19 protein-coding genes and 2 pseudogenes are annotated in these 20,413 nt (G+C 67.2%); 11 read left to right on the forward strand and 10 right to left on the reverse strand.

Going from position 1 to position 20,413, the window contains the following annotated elements; all coding sequences use genetic code 11:
- Positions 1-76: 76 nt before the first annotated feature.
- From NFL01S_RS05965 to NFL01S_RS05980, 4 genes are read right to left on the reverse strand one after another with little or no spacing between them, the layout of a single operon-like run.
- On the reverse strand, positions 77-1,111 hold the full coding sequence (locus NFL01S_RS05965) for an acyl-CoA dehydrogenase family protein (protein ID WP_062972204.1): 1,035 nt from the start codon (positions 1,109-1,111) through the stop codon (positions 77-79).
- Complete coding sequence (locus tag NFL01S_RS05970) at positions 1,108-2,247, reverse strand: acyl-CoA dehydrogenase family protein (RefSeq protein ID WP_062972206.1); 1,140 nt, start codon at positions 2,245-2,247, stop codon at positions 1,108-1,110. The genes NFL01S_RS05965 and NFL01S_RS05970 overlap by 4 nt, the downstream gene beginning before the upstream one ends.
- A complete protein-coding gene (locus tag NFL01S_RS05975) occupies positions 2,248-3,159 on the reverse strand; it encodes an enoyl-CoA hydratase (protein WP_062972214.1) in 912 nt (303 codons plus the stop codon).
- Positions 3,159-4,727 (reverse strand): FadD3 family acyl-CoA ligase, encoded by a 1,569-nt coding sequence (locus tag NFL01S_RS05980; RefSeq protein ID WP_281181491.1) that lies wholly within the window; start codon positions 4,725-4,727, stop codon positions 3,159-3,161. The genes NFL01S_RS05975 and NFL01S_RS05980 overlap by 1 nt, the downstream gene beginning before the upstream one ends.
- A 201-nt stretch (positions 4,728-4,928) precedes the next feature.
- On the opposite strand from NFL01S_RS05980, the gene NFL01S_RS05985 reads away from it, so the two are divergent.
- On the forward strand, positions 4,929-6,080 hold the full coding sequence (locus NFL01S_RS05985; protein ID WP_247606074.1) for an acyl-CoA dehydrogenase family protein: 1,152 nt from the start codon (positions 4,929-4,931) through the stop codon (positions 6,078-6,080).
- Complete coding sequence (locus tag NFL01S_RS05990) at positions 6,077-6,874, forward strand: SDR family oxidoreductase (protein WP_062972215.1); 798 nt, start codon at positions 6,077-6,079, stop codon at positions 6,872-6,874. The genes NFL01S_RS05985 and NFL01S_RS05990 overlap by 4 nt, the downstream gene beginning before the upstream one ends.
- A 116-nt stretch (positions 6,875-6,990) precedes the next feature.
- Here the strand turns inward: NFL01S_RS05990 and NFL01S_RS05995 are convergent, their stop codons facing one another.
- Positions 6,991-7,497 (reverse strand): nitroreductase family deazaflavin-dependent oxidoreductase, encoded by a 507-nt coding sequence (locus NFL01S_RS05995; protein ID WP_062972216.1) that lies wholly within the window; start codon positions 7,495-7,497, stop codon positions 6,991-6,993.
- A gap of 208 nt (positions 7,498-7,705) precedes the next feature.
- Here NFL01S_RS05995 and NFL01S_RS06000 point away from each other — a divergent pair, with 208 nt between their 5' ends.
- From NFL01S_RS06000 to NFL01S_RS06030, 7 genes and pseudogenes are all read left to right on the forward strand, one after another.
- Positions 7,706-8,317 carry a TetR/AcrR family transcriptional regulator gene (locus NFL01S_RS06000; protein ID WP_033244029.1) on the forward strand — a complete coding sequence of 204 codons (612 nt, stop codon included), beginning with the start codon at positions 7,706-7,708 and terminating at the stop codon, positions 8,315-8,317.
- Positions 8,318-8,360: 43 nt separating this feature from the next.
- Positions 8,361-9,515 (forward strand): acetyl-CoA C-acetyltransferase, encoded by a 1,155-nt coding sequence (locus NFL01S_RS06005; RefSeq protein ID WP_062972500.1) that lies wholly within the window; start codon positions 8,361-8,363, stop codon positions 9,513-9,515.
- A gap of 307 nt (positions 9,516-9,822) precedes the next feature.
- Positions 9,823-10,293, forward strand: coding sequence for a MarR family winged helix-turn-helix transcriptional regulator (locus tag NFL01S_RS06010; protein ID WP_062972218.1), 471 nt, complete (start codon positions 9,823-9,825; stop codon positions 10,291-10,293).
- Positions 10,290-11,531 (forward strand): MFS transporter, encoded by a 1,242-nt coding sequence (locus NFL01S_RS06015; RefSeq protein WP_062972219.1) that lies wholly within the window; start codon positions 10,290-10,292, stop codon positions 11,529-11,531. The genes NFL01S_RS06010 and NFL01S_RS06015 overlap by 4 nt, the downstream gene beginning before the upstream one ends.
- A 93-nt stretch (positions 11,532-11,624) precedes the next feature.
- On the forward strand, positions 11,625-12,371 hold the full coding sequence (locus NFL01S_RS06020) for a DUF427 domain-containing protein (RefSeq protein WP_062972220.1): 747 nt from the start codon (positions 11,625-11,627) through the stop codon (positions 12,369-12,371).
- A gap of 100 nt (positions 12,372-12,471) precedes the next feature.
- Positions 12,472-13,137: pseudogene (locus NFL01S_RS06025) on the forward strand (lipase family alpha/beta hydrolase); the annotation flags it as partial.
- A gap of 374 nt (positions 13,138-13,511) precedes the next feature.
- On the forward strand, positions 13,512-14,045 hold the full coding sequence (locus NFL01S_RS06030) for a hypothetical protein (protein WP_157116267.1): 534 nt from the start codon (positions 13,512-13,514) through the stop codon (positions 14,043-14,045).
- Positions 14,046-14,092: 47 nt separating this feature from the next.
- Here NFL01S_RS06030 and NFL01S_RS06035 read toward each other — a convergent pair.
- The 5 genes and pseudogenes from NFL01S_RS06035 to NFL01S_RS06055 form a co-directional block, all read right to left on the reverse strand.
- Positions 14,093-14,401, reverse strand: a pseudogene (locus NFL01S_RS06035) (maleylpyruvate isomerase mycothiol-dependent enzyme family protein); the annotation flags it as partial.
- A 74-nt stretch (positions 14,402-14,475) separates the two neighbouring features.
- On the reverse strand, positions 14,476-15,558 hold the full coding sequence (locus NFL01S_RS06040) for an NAD(P)H-dependent flavin oxidoreductase (protein WP_062972224.1): 1,083 nt from the start codon (positions 15,556-15,558) through the stop codon (positions 14,476-14,478).
- Positions 15,555-16,313 carry a CoA-transferase subunit beta gene (locus NFL01S_RS06045; protein WP_062972234.1) on the reverse strand — a complete coding sequence of 253 codons (759 nt, stop codon included), beginning with the start codon at positions 16,311-16,313 and terminating at the stop codon, positions 15,555-15,557. Before NFL01S_RS06045 ends, NFL01S_RS06040 begins: the two co-directional genes overlap by 4 nt.
- Positions 16,310-17,191: a CoA transferase subunit A gene (locus NFL01S_RS06050; protein ID WP_157116295.1), complete on the reverse strand. Its 882-nt coding sequence runs from the start codon at positions 17,189-17,191 to the stop codon at positions 16,310-16,312. The genes NFL01S_RS06045 and NFL01S_RS06050 overlap by 4 nt, the downstream gene beginning before the upstream one ends.
- 16 nt (positions 17,192-17,207) lie before the next feature.
- Positions 17,208-17,972: an enoyl-CoA hydratase family protein gene (locus NFL01S_RS06055; RefSeq protein ID WP_062972502.1), complete on the reverse strand. Its 765-nt coding sequence runs from the start codon at positions 17,970-17,972 to the stop codon at positions 17,208-17,210.
- Positions 17,973-18,038: 66 nt separating this feature from the next.
- On the opposite strand from NFL01S_RS06055, the gene NFL01S_RS06060 reads away from it, so the two are divergent.
- Together NFL01S_RS06060 and NFL01S_RS06065 are read left to right on the forward strand one after the other, a co-directional pair.
- Entirely contained in the window at positions 18,039-18,845 is an 807-nt protein-coding gene (locus NFL01S_RS06060; RefSeq protein ID WP_062972238.1) for an SDR family oxidoreductase, read from the forward strand.
- 63 nt (positions 18,846-18,908) lie between these two features.
- Entirely contained in the window at positions 18,909-19,820 is a 912-nt protein-coding gene (locus NFL01S_RS06065; protein WP_062972239.1) for an SDR family oxidoreductase, read from the forward strand.
- Positions 19,821-20,413: the final 593 nt, after the last annotated feature.

Below are 20,413 nucleotides of genomic sequence, written 5' to 3' on the forward strand. Positions count from 1 at the left end.
CGCATCGCCACGTGCGCGCCGGATGCTCCGGCAGTGCACCCGTGCGGCCCAGGCCGCCGCCCGGGTGGTGGTGTTCTCAGGTGAGTGCGCCCGACGGGTCCACCGCTCCGGTGGCGCGCAGTGCCTCGGCGACCCGGCCACGATGCAGATCCGGGGTGCCCCAGGCGGCGCGCAGGGCGGTGACCCGGGTCAGCCACAGCGACAGGTCGTATTCGGCGGTGTAGCCGATAGCGCCGTGCACTTGCAGTGCGGTGCGGGCCGCCTGGTAGGCGGCATCGGCAGCGGCCACCGCCGCCGCCGAGATATCGCGGACCCGATTCTGCGACCCGGTGGTGAGCGCGGCCCGGTACAGCAGTGGTTCGGCCAGGTCGAGGCCGATGAACACATCGGCCAGTTTCTGTTTGACCGCCTGGAATTCACCGATCGGCCGGCCGAACTGTTTGCGCTGCTTGACGTATTCCGTCGACGCGTCGAGCAGGGCCTTACCGGCGCCGAGCAGCTGCGCGGCATTGGCCAGGGCACCGAAATCGAATCCTGCCGCGATAGCCGTGCGGGCCTGTGGTCCCTCGGCGATGGTTTCGCCGGCTTCGACGACGAACAGCCGCCGGGCGGGATCCAGCGAGCGCACCTGTTCGCCCACTCGGCCCGTCGACAGACGGTCGCCCTGAGTCAGGAGGACGAGGTCGGCGCGGTCCGCGTCCACCGCGACCGCCGGGCCGGTGGCCCCGCCGAAGGCGATGGTGGCCGACAAGGTCCCTTCGGAGATACCGGGCAGCCAGCGTTGCGCGGGCGCCGGATCGGTCTCGGCCAGTGCCTGCAGCAGTGCCGGTACGGCCGCCGCGGTTTCCACCAGCGGGCCGGGGGCAGCGGCCCGCCCGATCTCGATGAACGCGACCAGCTGGTCGAGCGGTTCGGCACCGAGACCACCGAAATCCTCGGCGATCGTCAGGCCCAGGGCGCCGGCGGCCGCGAGCTGCTCGATCAGGCCCCGGCCGGGCGCCGGATCCGTACCGCTCCACGCGCGCACCGCGGCGGGGGTGGAACCGGATTCGAAGAGCTTGCGGATACTGGCACCGAAGTCCAGATGCTCCGGGCTGAGCGCGAATTTCATCGGCTACCTCCTCGTGGTAGGCCGAGGAGCCGCTCGGCGATGATGTTGCGTTGGATTTCGTTGGTACCGGCGTAGATCGGGCCGGACAGCGAGAACAGATAACCGTCGGTCCAGCGGCTCGTCTGTTCGGCGCCGGCACCGAGCAGGTCGAGCGCGGTTTCGTGCATGGCGATATCGAGTTCGGACCAGAACACCTTGGTGATCGAGGATTCCGCGCCGAGTTTGCCGCCTTCGTTCAACCGGGTGACGGTGCCGAAGGTGTGCAGCCGGTAGGCCTCGCTGCCGATCCAGGCGTCCACCACCGCATCACGGGCCGCGGTGCCGGTATCGCCGGTTTCGGTCCACAGGTCGACCAGCCGCTGCGCGGTGGCGCTGAACCGGCCGGGACTGCGAAGCGAGAGGCCGCGTTCGTTGCTGGAGGTGCTCATCGCGACCCGCCAGCCCTCGTTCGGGGCGCCGATCACATCGCTGTCCGGGACGAAGACATCGTCGAGGAAGATTTCCGCGAAGCCGGGTTCGCCGTCCAACTGCGGGATCGGCCGGACCGTCACACCGTCGGCGGTGAGCGGGAACATCAGGTAGGTGAGCCCGCGATGCCGTTCGGCTTCGGGATCGCTGCGGAACAGGCCGAACGCCCAGTCCGCGAATGCCGCCCGCGAACTCCAGGTCTTCTGCCCGCTCAGCACCCAGCCGCCGCCGGTACGGCGCGCGGTGGAGCGGATACCGGCCAGATCGCTACCGGCTTCCGGCTCGGACCAGGCCTGGGCCCAGATATCGTCGCCGCGTGCCATCCGCGGCATGATCCGCGCCAGTTGCTCCGGTGTGCCGTGTTCGAACAAGGTGGGGGCGAGCAGGAAGATACCGTTCTGGCTCACCCGGCCCGGCGCGGCGGCCGCGTAGTACTCCTGTTCGAACAGCACCCATTCCAGTAGCGACGCGTCGCGCCCGCCGTATTCGGGTGCCCAGGAGACCACGGACAAACGGGCCTCGGCCAGCGTGTGCTCCCATTCCCGGTGTGCTTCGAAACCCGCTGCCGTGTCCATCGAGGGCAGCGGTTCGGCGGGGACATTGGCGGCCAGGAATTCGCGGACTTCCCGCTGGAATTCCCGGGTGCTTTCGTCGAGATCGAGATCCATTCAGGCTTTCCCGTCGTTCGTCTCCGCGGCGGAACTCGCCTGCGCTTTCATCGATTTGGCGTTCAACCCGCCGAGGGAATCGGTGCCGACCTCGGCATTGTGGGCGTGCGCGAAATGGTGCAGGCCGAACACCGAATCCATCCCGGCCCGCATACCCATGAGGTCCTCGGACTGGTTGACCGCCTTCTTCGTCAACGCCAGCCCGAACTGTGGCATCGCCGAGATCTTCTCGGCCAGCGCCATGGTTTCCGATTCCAGTTCGGCCCGGGGAACCACCCGGTTGACCATGCCCCATTCCTTGGCCTGCGCGGCGTCGAAACGATCGCCGGTGTACAGGAATTCCTTGGCGGCGCGCGGTCCCATCACCCACGGGTGCGCGAAGTATTCGACGCCCGGAATACCCATACGTACGACCGGGTCGGAGAAGAAGGCATCGTCGGCGGCAATGATCAGATCGCAGACCCAGGCCAGCATGAGACCGCCCGCGATACAGGCACCCTGCACCATGGCGATGGTCGGCTTGGGGATCTCCCGCCAGCGGCGGCACATCCCCAGGTACACCTCCGTCTCCCGGGCGAAGCGCTGATCACCGCCGGGGCGGTCCACATGGTCCCACCACAGCGCGGCCTTGTTCTGGTATTTCACGTGATGGTCGCGACCGGGTGTGCCCAGATCGTGCCCGGCGCTGAAATGCTTCCCGTTCCCGGCCAGCACGATGACCTTGACCTCGGGATCTTCCACCGCGCGTTCGAATGCGGCGTCGATCGCATAGGTCATCACGGAGTTCTGCGCGTTGCGATAGTCCGGCCGGTTCAGGGTGACCACCGCGATGGCACCCCGGCGCTCATAGGTCACCACATCGGGTTCGTAGGGAATGCTCCCGGTCCCGGTCGGGGATATGTTCTCCGACATTACGAATTCTCCTCACGTAACTGACGTTTGAGCACCTTGCCGCCGGCGTTGTAGGGCAGTTCGTCGCGGAACTCGACGAAACGCGGCACCTTGAAATTGGCCAGCGTCTTGGTGGCGTAGGAGAACACCTGGTCCTCCGTGAGCGTCGCGCCCGGCTTGCGGACGATATAGGCCTTGCCCACCTCGCCCATTCGCTTGTCGGGGACCCCGACCACCGCCGAGGTGGCGACACCGTCGAGCCGGGCGAGGGCCTGCTCGATTTCGGCGGGATACACGTTGAATCCGCCGCTGACGTACATATCCTTGAGCCGGTCGGTGATCTTCAGGTATCCGCGTTCGTCGACCACGCCGATATCGCCGGTGTGCAGCCATCCGTCCGCGTCGATGGTGTTGGCCGTGGCTTCCGGATCATCGAGGTAGCCGAGCATCACATTCGGGCCGCGCAACAGGATCTCCCCGGCCTCGCTCAGCTTCAGTTCGAACCCGGCAATGGGCCGGCCGCTTGTCCCGGAGATGGTTTCGGCATCGTCGTCGACCCGGCACATCGTGCCGAAACCGGACGATTCGGAGAGACCGTAGGCGGTGAGTACCACATCGAAATCGAGCTCCGCGCGCATCCGTTCGACCAGCGCAACCGGGACCTGTGCCGCACCGGTCACCGCCACCCGCAGACCGCTCAGATCGAATGCGCCGCGGTCCGGGAAATCGAGGATGGTCTGGTAGATCGTGGGCGGCCCGGGCAGGACGGTGATCTTCTCCTGGTCGATCAGGCGCATGGTCGTCGGCACATCGAAGACGATCTGCGGGACGATGGTGGCGCCGGTCAGCAGGCAGGTGATTATCCCGGCCTTGTAGCCGAAGCTGTGGAAGAACGGGTTGACGATCAGATAGTTGTCGGCGGTGTCCAACGTGGCGCATTCGGCCCATGCGCGGGCCGTCGACAGGGTCTGCCGGTGCGCGATCAGCACGCCTTTGCTGCGGCCGGTGGTGCCTGAGGTGAACAGGATGTCGGACAGGTCCTCGGCGTCGATCGATTCCCCGCGTTCGAGCGCCTGCTCCCGGCTCACCGGGGCGGCGGTTCCGGGCAGGTCGGACCAGTTCAGCGCGCCTTCGATGCGGTCCTGCGGGCCTTCGACGGGCAGTACGACGACGGTGTCGATCTGCAGGTCGGGCGCGGCCGCGTGTAGTTCGGCGAGACGATCGCGTTTCAGGAAGGTGCCCGCGATGAACAGTGCCTTGGCGTCCACCCGGCGCAGCACATCCACGACCTCGTCCGCGACGTAGCGCGTGTTGAGCGGAATCAGCGTCGCGCCCGCATAGTGTGCACCCAGCGCGGCGACCACCCAGTGCCAGGTATTGGGCGACCAGATCGCCACGCGGTCGCCGACCTGGATTCCGCGGGCGAGCAGGGCGCGGGCCACGTCCTGGACCTCGGTGAGCAGTCGGTTCCAGTCGAACCGGACGGGTCCGTCGGCCAGTGCGGGCGCCGAACCGAAGGTCTGGGCGGCGGCGTGCAGTGCCGCGGGGATGGTCTGTGCCACCGGCGGGGTTTGCGCAGGGGATGTCACGGGTGTCCTCATGGTCGTGCGGCCGTGTGCGGTGCGCGCGGTCTCGAACGGAGTCGACAAAGCAAGTGCTTGGTAGGTTATCCTACCGGCGTGGGTGTTATCCAGACCTCAGAATCCGGTACCGGTCGCGACGGCGGGCGGCAAACAGCCGAACCGGCCGCGCAGGCGCGCGAAACTGTCGAGCGGACCAGCGTGGCCGCGCTGAGCGACAGTGAGTTCGCTGCGCAGGTACGCGGCTGGCTCGACGAAAAACTCGACGGTGAATTCCGGGAGTTGCGCGGCCTCGGCGGGCCCGGCCGCGAGCACGAGGCATTCGACGAACGCCTGGAATGGGACCGCGCCCTGGCCGCCGCGGGCTGGACCTGCCTCGGCTGGCCGGTCGAATACGGTGGCCGGGCGGCGAGCGTGGCCCAGCAGATCATCTTCCACGAGGAGTACGCCAAGGCGAACGCGCCGGCCCGCGTCTCGCATGTGGGCGAGGAACTGCTCGGCCCGACACTGCTGGCCTTCGGCACCGACGCCCAGCGCGACCGGTTCCTGCCGGGTATCCGCACCGTCACCGAACTGTGGTGCCAGGGCTACTCCGAACCGGGCGCCGGATCCGATCTGGCCGCGGTATCCACCTCGGCCCGCCTCGACGGCGACCACTGGTCGATCAACGGCCAGAAGATCTGGACCTCCCTGGCCCACGTGGCCGACTGGTGCTTCGCGGTCTGCCGCACCGAACCCGGCTCGAAACGCCACAAAGGGCTGTCCTACCTACTGGTTCCGATGAACCAGCCGGGTATCGAGGTCCGGCCCATCGTGCAGCTCACCGGCACCTCCGAGTTCAACGAGGTGTTCTTCGACAACGCCCGCACGGAAGCCGGTCTGGTGGTCGGCGACCCCGGTGACGGCTGGCGCGTCGCCATGGGCACGCTCAACGTCGAACGCGGTATCTCCACCCTCGGCCAGCAGATCTGCTTCGCCCGGGAACTGGCGGCCATCGAGGAAATGGCCCGTGAATCGGGCGCCCTCGACGATCCGCTGCTCGCGGAACAGGTCGATCGCGCCTGGGTGGGCCTGCGGGTGCTGCGTGCGCATGCCATGCGCACGATGGCCGAAACCGCCGACGACGGGGGACAGGCCTCGGTCGGCAAACTGCTCTGGGCGAATTGGCATCGCGGACTCGGCGAACTCGCCATGGCGGTACGCGGCGCGGCCGGCCTGGTCGCCGCCGACGGTGATCTCGACGAATGGCAGCGGCTGTATCTGTTCACCCGCGCCGATACGATCTACGGAGGTTCGAACGAAGTGCAGCGCAACATCATTTCCGAGCGTGTGCTCGGCCTGCCCCGCGAGGCCCGGCAGTGAGCGGGCCGCTGTCGGTACCACCCGCCCAGACCCCCGGCCACGGACTGCTCACCGGCCGCCGCGCCGTGGTGACAGCGGCCGCCGGGACCGGAATCGGCTCCGCCACCGCCCGCCGGCTGCTGAACGAGGGCGCGGACGTGGTGGTCTCCGACTGGCATGAGCGGCGCCTGGAGGCGACTCGTGCGGAACTGTCCGAGGAGTTCGCCGACCGCAAGGTGCATGCGATCGTCTGCGATGTGACCAGTACCACGCAGGTCGACGAACTCGTCCGGGGCGCCGCCGCGGCGCTGGGCGGGGTCGAAATCTTCGTCAACAATGCGGGTCTCGGCGGCGAGACGCCGGTAGCCGATATGACCGACGAGCAGTGGGACAAGGTCCTCGACATCACCCTCAACGGCACCTTCCGCTGCACCCGCGCCGCGCTCAACTACTTCCGGGACGCGAAGCACGGTGGCGTGATCGTCAACAACGCGAGTGTGCTGGGCTGGCGCGCCCAGTACGGCCAGGCGCACTATGCCGCCGCGAAGGCCGGCGTGATGGCCCTGACCCGGTGCAGTGCTGTGGAGGCCGCCGAATTCGGGGTCCGGATCAATGCGGTGGCGCCGAGTATCGCCCGGCATGCCTTCCTCGACAAGGTCAGCTCCAGCGATCTGCTCGATGCACTCTCCGAACGCGAGGCCTTCGGCCGGGCCGCCGAGCCGTGGGAGGTGGCGGCCACCATCGCCATGCTGGCCAGCGATTACACGACCTACCTCACCGGTGAGGTCGTCTCGGTCAGCAGTCAGCGGGCATGACACGGGGGCCGGCCGGCGCGTGCGTGACCGGCCGGCCGCGCCCCTGGCCGATGGCCGTATGTCTCGTGCCCGTCGGCGCGCCCCTGGATCCGGGGCAGAGTTACGTGAGTGGCTGTTCAGACGCGGGTGAGCGCGAAAACCCGCAGATCTCGGCTGGTCCGATCGCGGTAGGCGGCATAGGCACCGGTCAGTTCGACGAAACGTTGGAATATCTCCTCTTTCGCCGCGCCGTCGACGGGTGTAGCGGTGACCGGGATCCGTTCACCCGCGACGGCCACGGTCGCGCCCGGCTCGGCCAGCAGGTTGGCCGTCCAGGCCGGATGGTGGGCTTGCCCGAAATTGCTGCCGATGACGTACAACCGGTCACCGTCGTGGACGTACAGCAGCGGCTGGGTGCGGGGTGACCCCGATTTGCGACCCGTCGTGGTCAGCAGCAGTACCGGTGCCCCGATCGGTCCCAGTACGGTGTACTTCGCGTCGGTGCGTTCCAGCACCCGGCGATCCAGCGGCGTGAGCGTGCGGATCACCCGGGAACCGGCGGTTGTGGCGGCGAACCTGCCGGCCACCCGGGACAGGGCGCTGTCCTGTGATCCCCACTGCCACTGCGGAAACGGCTGCGTCATGGGTGGAATGTACCCGCCACCGCATCGATGGAACCGGTTCGCGGATTCGCGCGTCCAATCAGATCGGACAGCAGTGCGAGAGTGCTGTTGCATGCTTCGGGCCCGGCGGGTCCGGCTCCGATACGTGAGGGGGGAGCCGGAAACGCCGGGCCCGATTCGTTTCCCACTACCATGGACCCAAGCAAATGCTTGGTTGTATTATGGCCGGGTGACCGCACCCGACCCCAGCAAATCGGCCCGGCGAACCGAACTCCTCGACTTGGCGGCCGACCTGTTCGCCGAACGGGGCGTGCGCGCGACCACGGTGCGAGATATTGCCGACGCCGCCGGGATCCTCTCCGGCAGCCTCTATCATCACTTCTCCTCGAAAGAGGGGATGGTAGACGAGATCCTGCGCGGATTTCTCGACGAACTCTTCGGCCGCTACCGCGAAATCGCCGATGCGGGCCTGAGCTGCCGCGCCACCCTGGAAGCGCTGGTGCTGGCCTCCTACGAGGCAATCGATCGATCGCATGCCGCGGTCGCCATCTATCAGTCCGAGGCCAAACGGCTACAGACCTCCGAACGCTTCGCCTATATCGACGAATACAACCGCGAATTCCGCGAACTGTGGCGGCGCGTGCTCACCAGCGGTGTCGCCGACGGCAGTTTCCGTCCCGAACTCGATGTCGATCTGGCCTACCGCTTCCTGCGCGACACCGTCTGGGTGGCGGTCCGCTGGTACCAGCCGGGCGGCGGATCGGTCACTGTCGACACCCTCGCCAAGCAGTACCTCACCATTGTGCTCGACGGGCTCACCGTGCCGGGCCATACCGATTAGGAGAAAACCTATGGCTACAGCTGCCCGCCGCCCCTACACGCCGCTGCGCGAGGCCTATGTGGTCGACGCGGTGCGCACCCCGGTCGGCAAGCGCGGCGGCGCGCTGGCCGAGGTCCATCCCGCCGATCTCGGCGCGGCCGCATTGCAGGGCCTGCTGTCGCGTAACCCGCTGGACCCGGCGAATGTCGACGATGTGATCGTCGGCTGCGTCGACAACGTCGGCCCGCAGGCCGGCAATATAGGCCGGACCATGTGGCTGACCGCCGGGTATCCCGAGGAAGTGCCCGGCGTAACGGTGGACCGGCAGTGCGGGTCCAGCCAGCAGGCGATCAACTTCGGCGCCCAGGCGATCATGAGCGGTACCGCCGAGGTGATCGTGGCCGGCGGTGTGCAGAACATGAGCGCCATCCCGATCTCCGCGGCCATGCTCGCCGGTAAGGAATACGGTTTCGATTCCCCGTTCGTCGGCGCGAAGGGCTGGGACCACCGGTACGGCACCGGTGAGGTGTCCCAGTTCCGCGGCGCGCAGATGATCGCCGAGAAGTGGGGGATCAGCCGCGAGGATATGGAGCGGTGGGCACTGCGCAGCCACGAGCGGGCCCGCGCCGCCATCAAGGCCGGCCGGTTCGACAAAGAAATCGTGCCGGTGGGCGATTTCTGGATCGACCAGGGCCCGCGGGAAACCAGCCTGGAGAAGATGGCCTCCCTGCCGGCACTGGAGGAGGGGAGCCCGCTGACTGCGGCGGTGGCCTCGCAGATCTCCGACGGCGCCAGCGCGACCCTGCTCGCCTCGGAATGGGCGGTCGAGGAATACGGCCTGACGCCGCGCGCCCGCATCGTCCACGTCAGTGCCCGTGGCGCCGATCCGCTCTACATGCTCACCGCCCCCATCCCGGCGACCAAGTTCGCGCTGGAGAAGACCGGCCTGACCATCGACGATATCGACGCGATCGAGATCAACGAGGCCTTCGCGCCCGTGGTCCTGGCGTGGTTGAAGGAGACCGGGGCCGATCCGGAGAAGGTGAACGTCAACGGCGGCGCGATCGCGCTCGGCCACCCGCTCGGTGCTACCGGCGCGAAGCTGTTCGCGACCCTGCTCAACGAGCTGGAGCGGATCAACGGCCGCTACGGTCTGCTCACCATCTGCGAGGGTGGCGGCACCGCCAACGCGACCATCATCGAGCGGATCGAACGCTAGACCACCGTGCGCGGGTATCGCCGGTTGCGCTCCGGCGATACCCGGCCGGGGAGAACGGTTTCTGTTCAGTCCACATACGCGGACACAGGAAGCTGAATCTGTCGGATGTCGCCGACGGCGAAGGTTACGCGTCCGATGCTGCACCGGTTCTTCTACTCGAAGGAAGAACTGCTCCCTGCTTGTGGTCGCTGCCCAGATGTGGCAGGCAGCAGCCCCCGTGCGACCTCCGCCGCTCAACTGCCGCATGTGGCGGGCATCCCACCGGCAGGGCTGGAAATAGATAGTTAGCCTATGTAACAATATTGGGGTGCAGCCGTACCCGTGGACCGAGAAGGACGACACCGTCGTCGACCTGATCGTCACCGCGGGGCGGCTCACGCGGTCGGTCGGCGAGATCAGTGCCGACGATCTACCCCGCGCCATAGTGCGCGCCCTGGCCGTACTCGACCATCACGGTGCGCTACGGATCGGCGATTTCGCCCGGATCGATCGCTCGTCACAACCCAGCGCGACCGCACTGATCGGCCGGCTGGTGTCACAGGGCTACGCCTCACGGCGCCGCGACCCCGCCGATTCCCGCGGCGTACTCGTAGAACTGACCCCCGTCGGGCGCGCCCGGCTCGCCGCCTTCCGGGCGGCTGTACGCAATGCACTGAGTGATCGGCTCGCCGGATTCGACACCGAACGACTCGCCCGCATGGCGGGCGACCTTCGCGAACTGCTGGCGGCGATCGACACCGCAGCCGAACAGGATTCGCTACCGAGGACACCTTCATGAGCAACACGACCACTGCGGCCACCGCGCCGGCCGATACCACCGCCAAACAACCGAAAGCAGTCTGGGCGGTCGCCTTCGCCAGCGTTATCGCGTTCATGGGCATCGGCCTGGTCGACCCGATCCTCAAACCCATCGGTGAACAGCTCAACGCTTCCCCTTCTCAGGTATCGCTGCTGTTCACCAGCTATATGCTCGTCACCGGCGTCGCCATGCTCGTCACCGGCGTGGTGTCCAGCCGGTTCGGCGCGAAGAAAACGCTCCTCGCCGGTCTGGCACTGATCATCGTCTTCGCGGCGGCCGCCGGACTGTCCGATACAGTCGGGCAGATAGTCGGGTTCCGGGCCGGCTGGGGTCTGGGCAACGCGTTGTTCATCGCCACCGCACTCGCCACCATCGTCGGCTCCGCCACCGGCGGGGTAGCGCGGGCCATCATCCTGTACGAGGCCGCACTCGGTATCGGTATCGCCACCGGACCGCTGGTGGGTGGCCTGCTCGGCGGAATCAGCTGGCGCGGGCCGTTCTTCGGCGTTTCGGTGCTGATGGCCGTCGCGCTGGTCGCCATCGTCGTCCTGCTGCCCGAAGGCCCGCGCGCCGCGAAACCGACTTCGCTGGCCGCGCCCTTCAAAGCGCTGCGTCATCGCGGACTGCTGGTCGTGAGCATCACCGCACTGCTGTACAACTTCGGATTCTTCACCCTGCTCGCGTACACCCCGTTCCCGCTGGATATGGGTACCTACGCCATCGGCTTCATCTTCTGCGGCTGGGGCATCCTGCTCGCGATCTCCTCGGTGTTCGTCGCCCCGAAACTGCAGGCCCGGTTCGGCACCCTGCCGATGATCGCGCTCGCGGTGGGATTGTTCGCCGCCGACCTGGCCGTGATGGCGTTGTTCGCCGAGCACAAGCCGGTGCTGATCGCCGGTGTGGTCGTCGCGGGGCTGTTCCTGGGTGTGAACAACACCCTGATCACCGAGGCCGTCATGGTCTCCGCGCCGGTGGAGCGCTCCACCGCCTCCGCCGCCTATAGCTTCGTCCGGTTCGCCGGCGGCGCCGCCGCGCCGTGGCTGGCGGGCAAACTGGGCGAGACCAGCATCTCGCTGCCGTTCTGGGTCGGTGCAGCCTGTACCGCGGTGGGTGTGGTGGTCCTGCTGGCGGGCCGGAAAGCGCTGGCCCATATCGACGACCACGATCCCGCCCCGCACAGCGTGGAGGAAGCGCAGGCGTTGACGGTCGGAGACTGACCTCCACAAGAGGTCCCGGCGCAGGCCCCGTCTATCGACGGGGCCTGCCTTTTGCGTTCGGCCCACGCCGTCCCCGGCGTAGGCTCGAGAGGTATGACCGAGGCGCAGCGAGACGAGATCCGGGTCGAAACGATCCAGAAGCGGGTGCGGGTCTACTTCGGCGGGCAGTTGGTCGCCGATACCGTCCGGCCCGCCTTGGTATGGGAGATTCCTTACTATCCCGCCTACTACATCCCGACAGCCGACCTGCGCGCGAAACTGGAACCGGACGGCACCACGCACCTCTCGCGGCGCCGCGGCGACGGGGTCGGCTACGACGTCGTGGTCGATGGGGCCGTCGCGGCCGGTGCCGCGCGGATCTATCCCGGCTCATCGCAGTTGAGTGAACTGGTTCGGCTGGAATGGAACGCGATGGACGAATGGTTCGAGGAGGACGAGCCCATCTATGTCCACCCCCGCGACCCGTACTCGCGCGTCGATATCCTCGCCAGTTCCCGGCATGTGCGAGTAGAGATCGACGGGGTCACCGTGGCGGACTCACGGACACCCCGCATTCTGTTCGAAACCGGCCTGCCCGCCCGCTACTACCTCCCGCTGACCGATATCCGGATGGATCTGTTGCGGCCGTCGGATACGCACACCAGCTGCCCGTACAAGGGCAATGCCGACTACTGGAACATCGAGGTCGGCGGCACGGAGTACGCGGATCTGGTGTGGATCTACCGCACACCCACCCCGGAGAGTCAGAAGATCGCCGGGTTGGCCTGCTTCTACAACGAGAAGGTGGATCTGTACCTCGACGACGAACTCCAGCAACGCCCGGAGACGCCTTTCGGCTGAAGCCCCCCCTGCGTCGACCAAGCATTTGCCAGGTTCCGCGCATGAGGAAGCTGCTGGCAGTTTTCGGTGCGGTCGTGACAGGGCTGGCGGTGAAAAAGCAGGGTACTGCGTATTCTCCCTCACCTACGGTGCCCCGGCCGGACTGCCGTGGCCGGTCACGGCAGTCGGGGGAATGGGCGAAATCGCCGAGAGTGCCCGCCGGTTGGGCGTGTTCGTCGACGGTGTTCTCGCCGCCACGGGGGCGGCCCGGGTGAATATCGTGGGCCATTCGCAGGGGACGGTGATGCCGGCCTACTACGTGAAGTACCTCGGCGGCAGGGACAAAATCGGCAAATATGTCTCGTTGGCTCCCGCGTGGAACGGCACCGCCGTGGCCGGTGCTGACATCGTTCTACCACTCGCCCGGCGGCTCGGGATACAACCGGAGCGCTTCCCGATCCGCCACGCGTGCGCCGAATTGGACCCCGGCTCGCCGTTCATGCACGCGATCCGGGCGGGCGGACACTACCTGCCCGAGATCGAATACACCAATATCGCCACGCAATACGACGAGCTCGTCGTGCCGTACACCTCCGGTCTGCCACCGGGCGGCAGCAACGTCCACAACATCGTGGTCCAGGAAGGATGCCCGGTCGACTACACGGATCACGCAGGACTGGCCGGGTCACGCCGAGCGGCCTATTTCGCCCTCAACGCCCTCGACCCCGAACATCCGCAACCCGTGCCCTGCGATCGCGCCGCCCCTTTCTCCGGTGCGCCGTTCTGAGTGCCGGGATGTGAACATGCGGACCGGCCCCGGCGATTATCGCCCCCCGGCGCAGACGTCCGCCGCGCCCACACCACTCGCACGTCCTGGATGACCGCCCGGTGCCGCACCGTTTCCGTCGCCGACGGTATGCCGGAACTCGACCGCGACCACTACAACCGGTTCACATATCCGAATGATCGGCCATGACTCGGCCGATCGGACACGAGATTCTGCTCCCGTTGCCGGTCCGGAGGCTTTGTGGCGTGAATGTCGAGGCGCTGAACAGGCGGCACCCGTCCCGGAATCTTCGCCGTCGTCGCGGCCGGAGCGCGGATCCGGACGGATATGACATGACGGCCACCAGCGTGACAGTGATTGATTAGGTTGGAGCAGTGCGTGATTCGTTGAGCGTCTACGGTGGGGTCTTTGTGCGGACCGGCCCTCTGCTCGTTCTTCTCATCGGGCTTTATACCTGGATTACCACCAAAGACCCGCGCAGCGCTGTCTTCACAGCGGTGGTGGTCGGTCTGTTCTTCGGTGTGATCATGGCGCTGGTGCTGGGAGCGAGTATCCGCTCTGCCCGTCGCGTGGGCGTGGACACGTCCGTGCGGCAACAGAAATCTGTGGTGCTGGCTTCCGATGCAATGGACGTGTTCGACCGCGCGGTTCGCTTGATCGAGTCCACCGGGGCCACTGTGAAACAGCGGGATCCGATGCTGGGCCGCATCGAAGCACGAACGGGATTCACATGGAAGAGCTTCGGCGAGAAGCTCGGTGTCACTGTCCTTTCGCAGGGGGAAGACCGCTGTGAGGTACGCATCGAGAGCCGTCCTCGGATGCCGGGCACGTATTTCGATTACGGCAGAAATCTGCAGAATGTCCAGTACATCACACAGGAGCTGAGATCGATGTTCACCGCCGTATAACGGTGGCGGCGCGAGTGGCACGACGGCCGCGGCGCAGGAAAAATCGGTCAAGCGGGGGTGGCCAATGTGGCGACTCCCGGCCCGGATAAGTCGTCCAGTGCTCCCCGGCGTCCGGAGATGGCGAGGAGCAGCGACAGTGCGGTTCCACTCACGTCCGGGCCGTCACCGATCGACAGGTCGGCCTCTGCCGGGGACAGCCGGATACCGGTCACCGGGTCTTCGGCTCCGCCGAAGGACACCGAGGTACGAGCCTGTAGGCGCAGCGATCTGACAACCGCGTCCTGTGGGTAGGAGCGGGTAAGTCCCAAGGGCCGCCGTATGTCCTCACCGTGGACGATTTGCTCGACGAGCCTCGTAAGGTAGTGAGCGGTACCGACAAGAAACGTGGCCCGCCCCCCACTATCGGGGACGGGCCACCGGTATACGTCGGTCAGCTTGCCGATTCGGTGCCGTGGGGGAGGGCGGCGAGGGTACTGATCCGGGCGACCGCGTCGGTGACGACCCGGTCGATGAGTTCCTGGCAGGTCGGGAGATCGTCCAGGATGCCGCTCACCTGGCCGGCCGCGAGCACACCGGCTTCGGTATTGCCCTCGACCAGTCCGGCGCGCAACAGCATCGGAGTGTTGGCCGCCATGATCACCTGCGACCAGGTGAGGTCCTTGGCTTTGCGCATGGCCAGGCCGTCGCGGACGATGGTGGACCATTTCATGCCGGTCATACTCTTGAACTTGGTCGCGTTGCCGACTGCCGCAGTGAGTCCGCGGATACGGCCGGAACCCTCCAGCTTCTGCACGAGTTCGGTGTTGAGCACCCGGTGGGGCATACCGTCGACCTTCGTCGAGACCACCGTTTCGCCGAGTTGCCGGCGCAGGTACTCCTGTTTCACCGAATCCGGGACGCTGCTCTCCCGAGTGAGCAGGAACCGGGTGCCCATGGCGACACCGGCGGCGCCGTAGGCGAGGGCGGCGGCCAGGCCGCGACCGTCGTAGAAACCGCCGGCCGCGACGACCGGGATATCGACGGCGTCCAGTACCGACGGCAGCAGCAGGGTGGTCGCGACCGGGCCGGTGTGCCCGCCGCCTTCGCCACCCTGGACGATCACGGCATCGGCGCCCCACGAGGCGACCTTCACCGCATGCTTGGCGGCGCCGATCGACGGAACCACCACCACACCGGCGTCTTTCAGCTTGGCGATGAGATCTTTCTTCGGCGCCAGCGCAAACGATGCGACCTTCACGTTCTCGCGGATCAGCAGGTCGATCCGCTCGGGGGCGTCGGAGGCATCGGCACGGATGTTCACGCCGAACGGTTTATCGGTTTGCGCCTTGGTTTTGGCGATGGCCGTTTCCAGTTCGGCGTAGGTCATGGTGGCCGAGGCCAGGATCCCCAGTCCGCCCGCGTTGGAGGTGGCCGAAACGAGGCTCGGGCCCGCCACCCAGCCCATCCCGGTCTGCACGACGGGATGTTCGATCCCGACGAGTTCGGTCAGCGGGGTCCGCAGCCGGGGTGTCACTGCGGGACCTCCTTCTCGCGGATCTTCTTGGGATCCAGGACCTCACGGATGATCCGCAGTTCCTCGGTGCTCGGCAACCGGCTCTCCCCGGCGGTACCGAGGTCGGCGATTTCGAACGAGGTGTTCTCCGCGACCTCTTCGGCGGTGACGCCGGGGTGCAGGCTCAGCGCGCGCATGGTGTGGCCGGGTCCGCCGAAATCGAATACACCAAGGTTGGTGACCACGTGGTGGACCTTCATGAACCGGTAGGCGGGGTTCTCGGGGTCGATCTTGTCGTAACCGATGCCGGCGACGATATCGACGTTCTCGCAGAAAACTCGCCGGGTGTGCCGCGCAACCCAATAGCTCGTCGGGTGGTTGATTGTGTTCCCCGGCGCGCCACGGACCCCGAACATCTGCCGGGTCGGCTGTTGCAGCGGTCCGAAGGCGGAGAGGTTCTGGTTGCCGAAGCGGTCGATCTGGTTGGCGCCCATGACCACATGGCGGCGGCCCGAGGCCAGGACATCGAAAACGCGGCGGAACGGGATCCAGCCCTCCACCGGTGCCTTACCGCCGATGGGTGGTGTTTCGGCGAGGAAGAACGCCTCGCCGTCGGAGAGCAGCAGATCGGGTTCGAAGGTGAGTTTGGCGAGCCGGGCACCCAACTGTGCCATCGGCGTCATCGGGCTGGCGAAGATTTCCCCGGCATCCCGGAAGATTTCGGCGCAGGCGATCGCGCACACCTCGGCCCGGGTGATGGTTTCGGTGCTGGTCACGACTGCTCCTCCTTGAATCGCGCGACGGCGGCCTGGTAGTCGTCTTCGGAGCCGCTGAGGTAGGTGTCGACGAAGGTCTGCCACGTTTCCGGCGACTTGGCGGCTTCGACGTAATGGCGCTGGAACTTCTCGTCTCGTCCGTAGCTTTCCCCGCCGAGGGTGAAATGCGCGCCGTTCGGCGCCTCGGCTACCGCGTCGACCATCATGCGGTTGAGCAGCAACGACTGCGGCGGAACGGTTTTCACCAGTTCCTCGGTGTCCACGATGCGCTCCACCGACAGGTATCGCTTCTCGGCGGCCATGCAGAACAGATCGTCCATGTACGGGTCCACCCCCTGGTACGCGGCGTTCCCGTGCGCGTCACCGATGTTCAGGTGCACCAGCGCCGCGTCGAGGTTCAGCGCGGGCATGGCGATCAGGGTTTCCGATTTACCGTCCGGCCCCGGGTAGGGCGAGGTGACGGTGGTCAGCTCACCGTCCCAGAAATTCGGCACATCCGAGCCGAGGCCCGCGCGGATCGGCAGGAACGGTAGCCGCGCGGCGGCCGCCTCCAGCCCGCATTTGAGCATGCCCTCGTCCATTTCGCGGGCCACGATCTGCCCGGAGGTGCGGGCTTTGGCGAACCACGGATCGTAGAAAGGTGCGGAGTCGAGGGAGACGAAACCGTAGTAGGCCTTGCGGACCTTGCCGGCCGAAAGCAGCAGCCCGAGGTCGGGGCCGCCGTAGGTGACCACGGTGAGATCGGTGACATCCGACCGCAGCAGTGCCCGCACCAGGGCCATCGGCTTACGCCGCGATCCCCAGCCGCCGATGCCGATGGTCATTCCGCTGCGCAGTTCGCCGACGATCTCGTCGAGCGATTTCCGCTTGTCTCGCATGGTTTTACGCTCCATGTCAGTTCTTGTCCTTCTGCGCTGCCAGGTCGTCGTCGAACCGCTCGCGGATCTCGTCCGAGGCGCCCGAGAGGTTCAGTTCGAAGGTGAACCCTTGCTCGTAGCGGTAGCTGCGGTGTACGTCTTGCAGGTCGATTCCGTTGAGCGCGCGTTTGGCGGCCCGGATCACGCGGCCGTCCTTGGCGGCGATGTCCTTGGCGACCTCGAGTGTTGCGGCGTCGAGTTCGTCGCGGGGGACCACCTTCAGTACCGAACCGTAGTGGTGCAGCTGCTGGGCGGTGGCTGTGCTCGCGGTGAAGAACAGGGCGCGCATGAGGTGCTGCGGGACCAGCCGGGAGAGGTGGGTCGCCGCGCCGAGCGCGCCGCGGTCGACCTCGGGCAGGCCGAAGGTGGCGTCCTCGGAGGCGATGATGATGTCGGAGTTGCCGACGAGGCCGATTCCGCCGCCGAGGCAGAAGCCCTGGACCGCGGTGACGACCGGGACCGGGCAGTCGTAGACGGCGGCGAAGGCCTCGTAGCAGCCGTGGTTGGCGTCGATCAGCGCCTGATGGCCGGGTGTGCGCTGCATTTCCTTGATATCCACGCCGGCGTTGAAGCCCCGGTTCTCCGCGCGCAGCACCACCACGCGGGTCTGCGGGTCGCGGCCCGCCGCGCGGATCTCGTCGGCGAGGGCGAACCAGCCGTCCGAGGGTATGGCGTTGACCGGCGGATAGTCGACCGTGACCACGGCGATACCGGCGGATTCCGAATGGCGGGTGATCCCCATCGCGTATCCCATCTCGCATTCTCGAGCATCTTGGCTAAGCAAGCAATTGCTTGGTAGGTTAACACGGTGGCACTCGAAATCGACCTGTCCGATCGCGTCGTTCTGGTAACCGGAGGCGTCCGCGGTGTCGGCGCCGGTATCAGCCGGGTCCTGCTGGCCGCCGGCGCGACCGTGGTGGCGTGTGCGCGCCGACCGGCGGAAACTCTGGTGGAAGTGGACGGGCGCGCTATCGACTTCCTGCCCTGCGATGTGCGTGACGCCGAGGCGGTGCAGGCGATGATCGCGGAGATCGTGCACCGGTACGGCCGGCTCGACGCCGCGGTGAACAACGCTGGGGGAGCGCCCTACGCGCTGGCGGCCGATGCCAGCCCGAAATTCCACACCAAGATCATCGAATTGAACCTGCTCGCCGCCCTGCACGTTGCGCAGGCGGCGCATGCGGTGATGAGCGAACAGGAATCCGGCGGTTCGATCGTCAACATCTCCAGCCTCAGCGGTCACCGGCCCTCACCCGGTACTGCCGCCTACGGTGCGGCCAAGGCCGGAGTCGACGCGCTCACCGTCTCGCTGGCCGCCGAGTGGGCGCCCCGGGTGCGGATCAACTCGCTGGTCGTCGGCGCGGTGGAAACCGAACTCGCCGAATTGCACTACGGCGACGCCGACGGTGTGGCCGCCGTCGGGCAGACGATCCCGATGGGCCGGATGGCGCGGCCCGCAGATGTCGGTAACGGGGTGGCATTCCTGCTCTCCCCGCTCGCCGCATACATCAGCGGCGCCACCCTGCAGATCCACGGCGGCGGCGAACCGCCGGCCTTCCTCTCGGCCGCCAACGCCGCCCATTCCACCGGCGCGGCGACGCCCGCCCAGCCCTGACGCGGCCGCGCCGCCCCACCGACGCGACAACACCAGTGACGACCATCGAGGATAGGAACGGATATGGCAACCGAGGGCATCTGCGCCGGACGGACAGTCATCATCACCGGCGCCGGCCGGGGAATCGGCCGCGCGCACGCACTGGCCTTCGCGGCCGCGGGCGCGAAGGTCGTGGTCAATGACATCGGCACCAGCCTCAGCGGTGAATCCACGGCCGAAACACCTGCCGAACAGGTCGTTTCCGAAATCCGCGCGGCCGGAGGCGAAGCGGTCGCCAACGGCGACGATGTGGCGAGCTGGGACGGTTCGCAGCGGCTGATCCAGCAGGCCGTGGATACCTTCGGCGGGCTCGATGTGCTCGTCAACAACGCCGGTTTCGTCCGCGACCGTATGCTGGTCAACCTCGCCGAAGTCGAATGGGATTCGGTGGTCCGGGTCCATCTGAAGGGCCATTTCGCCACCATGCGGCACGCGGCCGCGTATTGGCGCGCGGAATCCAAGGCCGGCCGCCCGGTCGACGCCCGGATCATCAACACCAGCTCGGGCGCCGGCCTGCAGGGCAGTGTCGGCCAGGGTAACTACGGCGCCGCCAAAGCGGGTATCGCCGGCCTGACCCTCACCGCGTCGGCCGAATTCGGCCGCTACGGCGTCACCGTGAACGCCATCGCGCCCTCGGCCCGCACCCGGATGACCGAAACGGTTTTCGCCGACATGATGGCCAAACCGGAGGACGGGTTCGACGCCATGGCGCCGGAGAACATCTCGCCGATCGTGGTGTGGCTGGGCAGTCCGGAATCGGCCGGGATCACCGGCCGGATGTTCGAGGTCGAGGGTGGCCGTATCGCCCTGGCCGAAGGCTGGCGGCACGGCGTCCCGGTGGACCGCGGGATGCGCTGGGATCCGGCCGAGCTCGGCCCCGTGGTGGCGGAGTTGATCTCGAAGGGCGCCGCGCCGGAGCCGGTCTACGGAGCGTAGCCGGCCTTCTCCGAGCACCCGGCGGGCCGCATGGTCGAGTCTGCGCCCCGCCGGGGTGCTCCGCGCCATGACCGGGCCGGCGACAGAACACGGCGTGCCGCCCCTCCGGCGGGCCTGCCGGTCGCCCCGGCGCGAGTCCCGATAGGCCCCTTCTCCGATAGTGCGCCATTTCCCGGTCCGGTTGAGCACATCTTTCTGTGCCGTTGAGGGAACAGTGCCGCCGCGCTTGCCGGGACCGGGGTGCAGAGACCGTGCTCGGACCGCGGCCTGCGAACACCGCTGAGGCCGATGCACGATTCGCGAACATGCCTTCACTGCCCGCGGACTCGGGATGTCTCTGGGCCGCACGCTGCAGCGGGAGGTCCGGGCACGGATAAGTTGGCCGGGCACCGGGGACACTGTTCCGGGTGCGATGCCTACTTCGGATGACGCCGGCCGCAGACGGACATGCTTTACCGGAGCCGGCGTGGGGAGCTGGGGAGTGCTCGCTGCCGGCGACCTGCGGCGGCGTAGTCGACGACGTCCTCCGCGGTAGCGACTTCGGCGACGACGTGCAGGCCTGGTTCGGTTTCGAGTACAGCGCGCGCAGTCCC

It is taken from the genome of Nocardia flavorosea NBRC 108225 (genome assembly GCF_001613385.1).
In the GTDB taxonomy this organism is placed as follows: Bacteria; Actinomycetota; Actinomycetes; order Mycobacteriales; family Mycobacteriaceae; genus Nocardia; species Nocardia flavorosea.

Excerpts from the sequence above, each read along its gene's own strand:
- NFL01S_RS05965 (WP_062972204.1), bottom strand. The coding sequence starts at position 1,111 with ATGAAATTCGCGCTCAGCCCGGAGCATCTGGACTTCGGTGCCAGTATC.
- NFL01S_RS05970 (WP_062972206.1), bottom strand. The coding sequence starts at position 2,247 with ATGGATCTCGATCTCGACGAAAGCACCCGGGAATTCCAGCGGGAAGTC.
- NFL01S_RS05975 (WP_062972214.1), bottom strand. The coding sequence starts at position 3,159 with ATGTCGGAGAACATATCCCCGACCGGGACCGGGAGCATTCCCTACGAA.
- NFL01S_RS05995 (WP_062972216.1), bottom strand. The coding sequence starts at position 7,497 with ATGACGCAGCCGTTTCCGCAGTGGCAGTGGGGATCACAGGACAGCGCC.
- NFL01S_RS06015 (WP_062972219.1), top strand. The coding sequence starts at position 10,290 with ATGAGCAACACGACCACTGCGGCCACCGCGCCGGCCGATACCACCGCC.
- NFL01S_RS06020 (WP_062972220.1), top strand. The coding sequence starts at position 11,625 with ATGACCGAGGCGCAGCGAGACGAGATCCGGGTCGAAACGATCCAGAAG.
- NFL01S_RS06050 (WP_157116295.1), bottom strand. The coding sequence starts at position 17,191 with ATGCGAGACAAGCGGAAATCGCTCGACGAGATCGTCGGCGAACTGCGC.
- NFL01S_RS06055 (WP_062972502.1), bottom strand. The coding sequence starts at position 17,972 with ATGGGGATCACCCGCCATTCGGAATCCGCCGGTATCGCCGTGGTCACG.
- NFL01S_RS06065 (WP_062972239.1), top strand. The coding sequence starts at position 18,909 with ATGGCAACCGAGGGCATCTGCGCCGGACGGACAGTCATCATCACCGGC.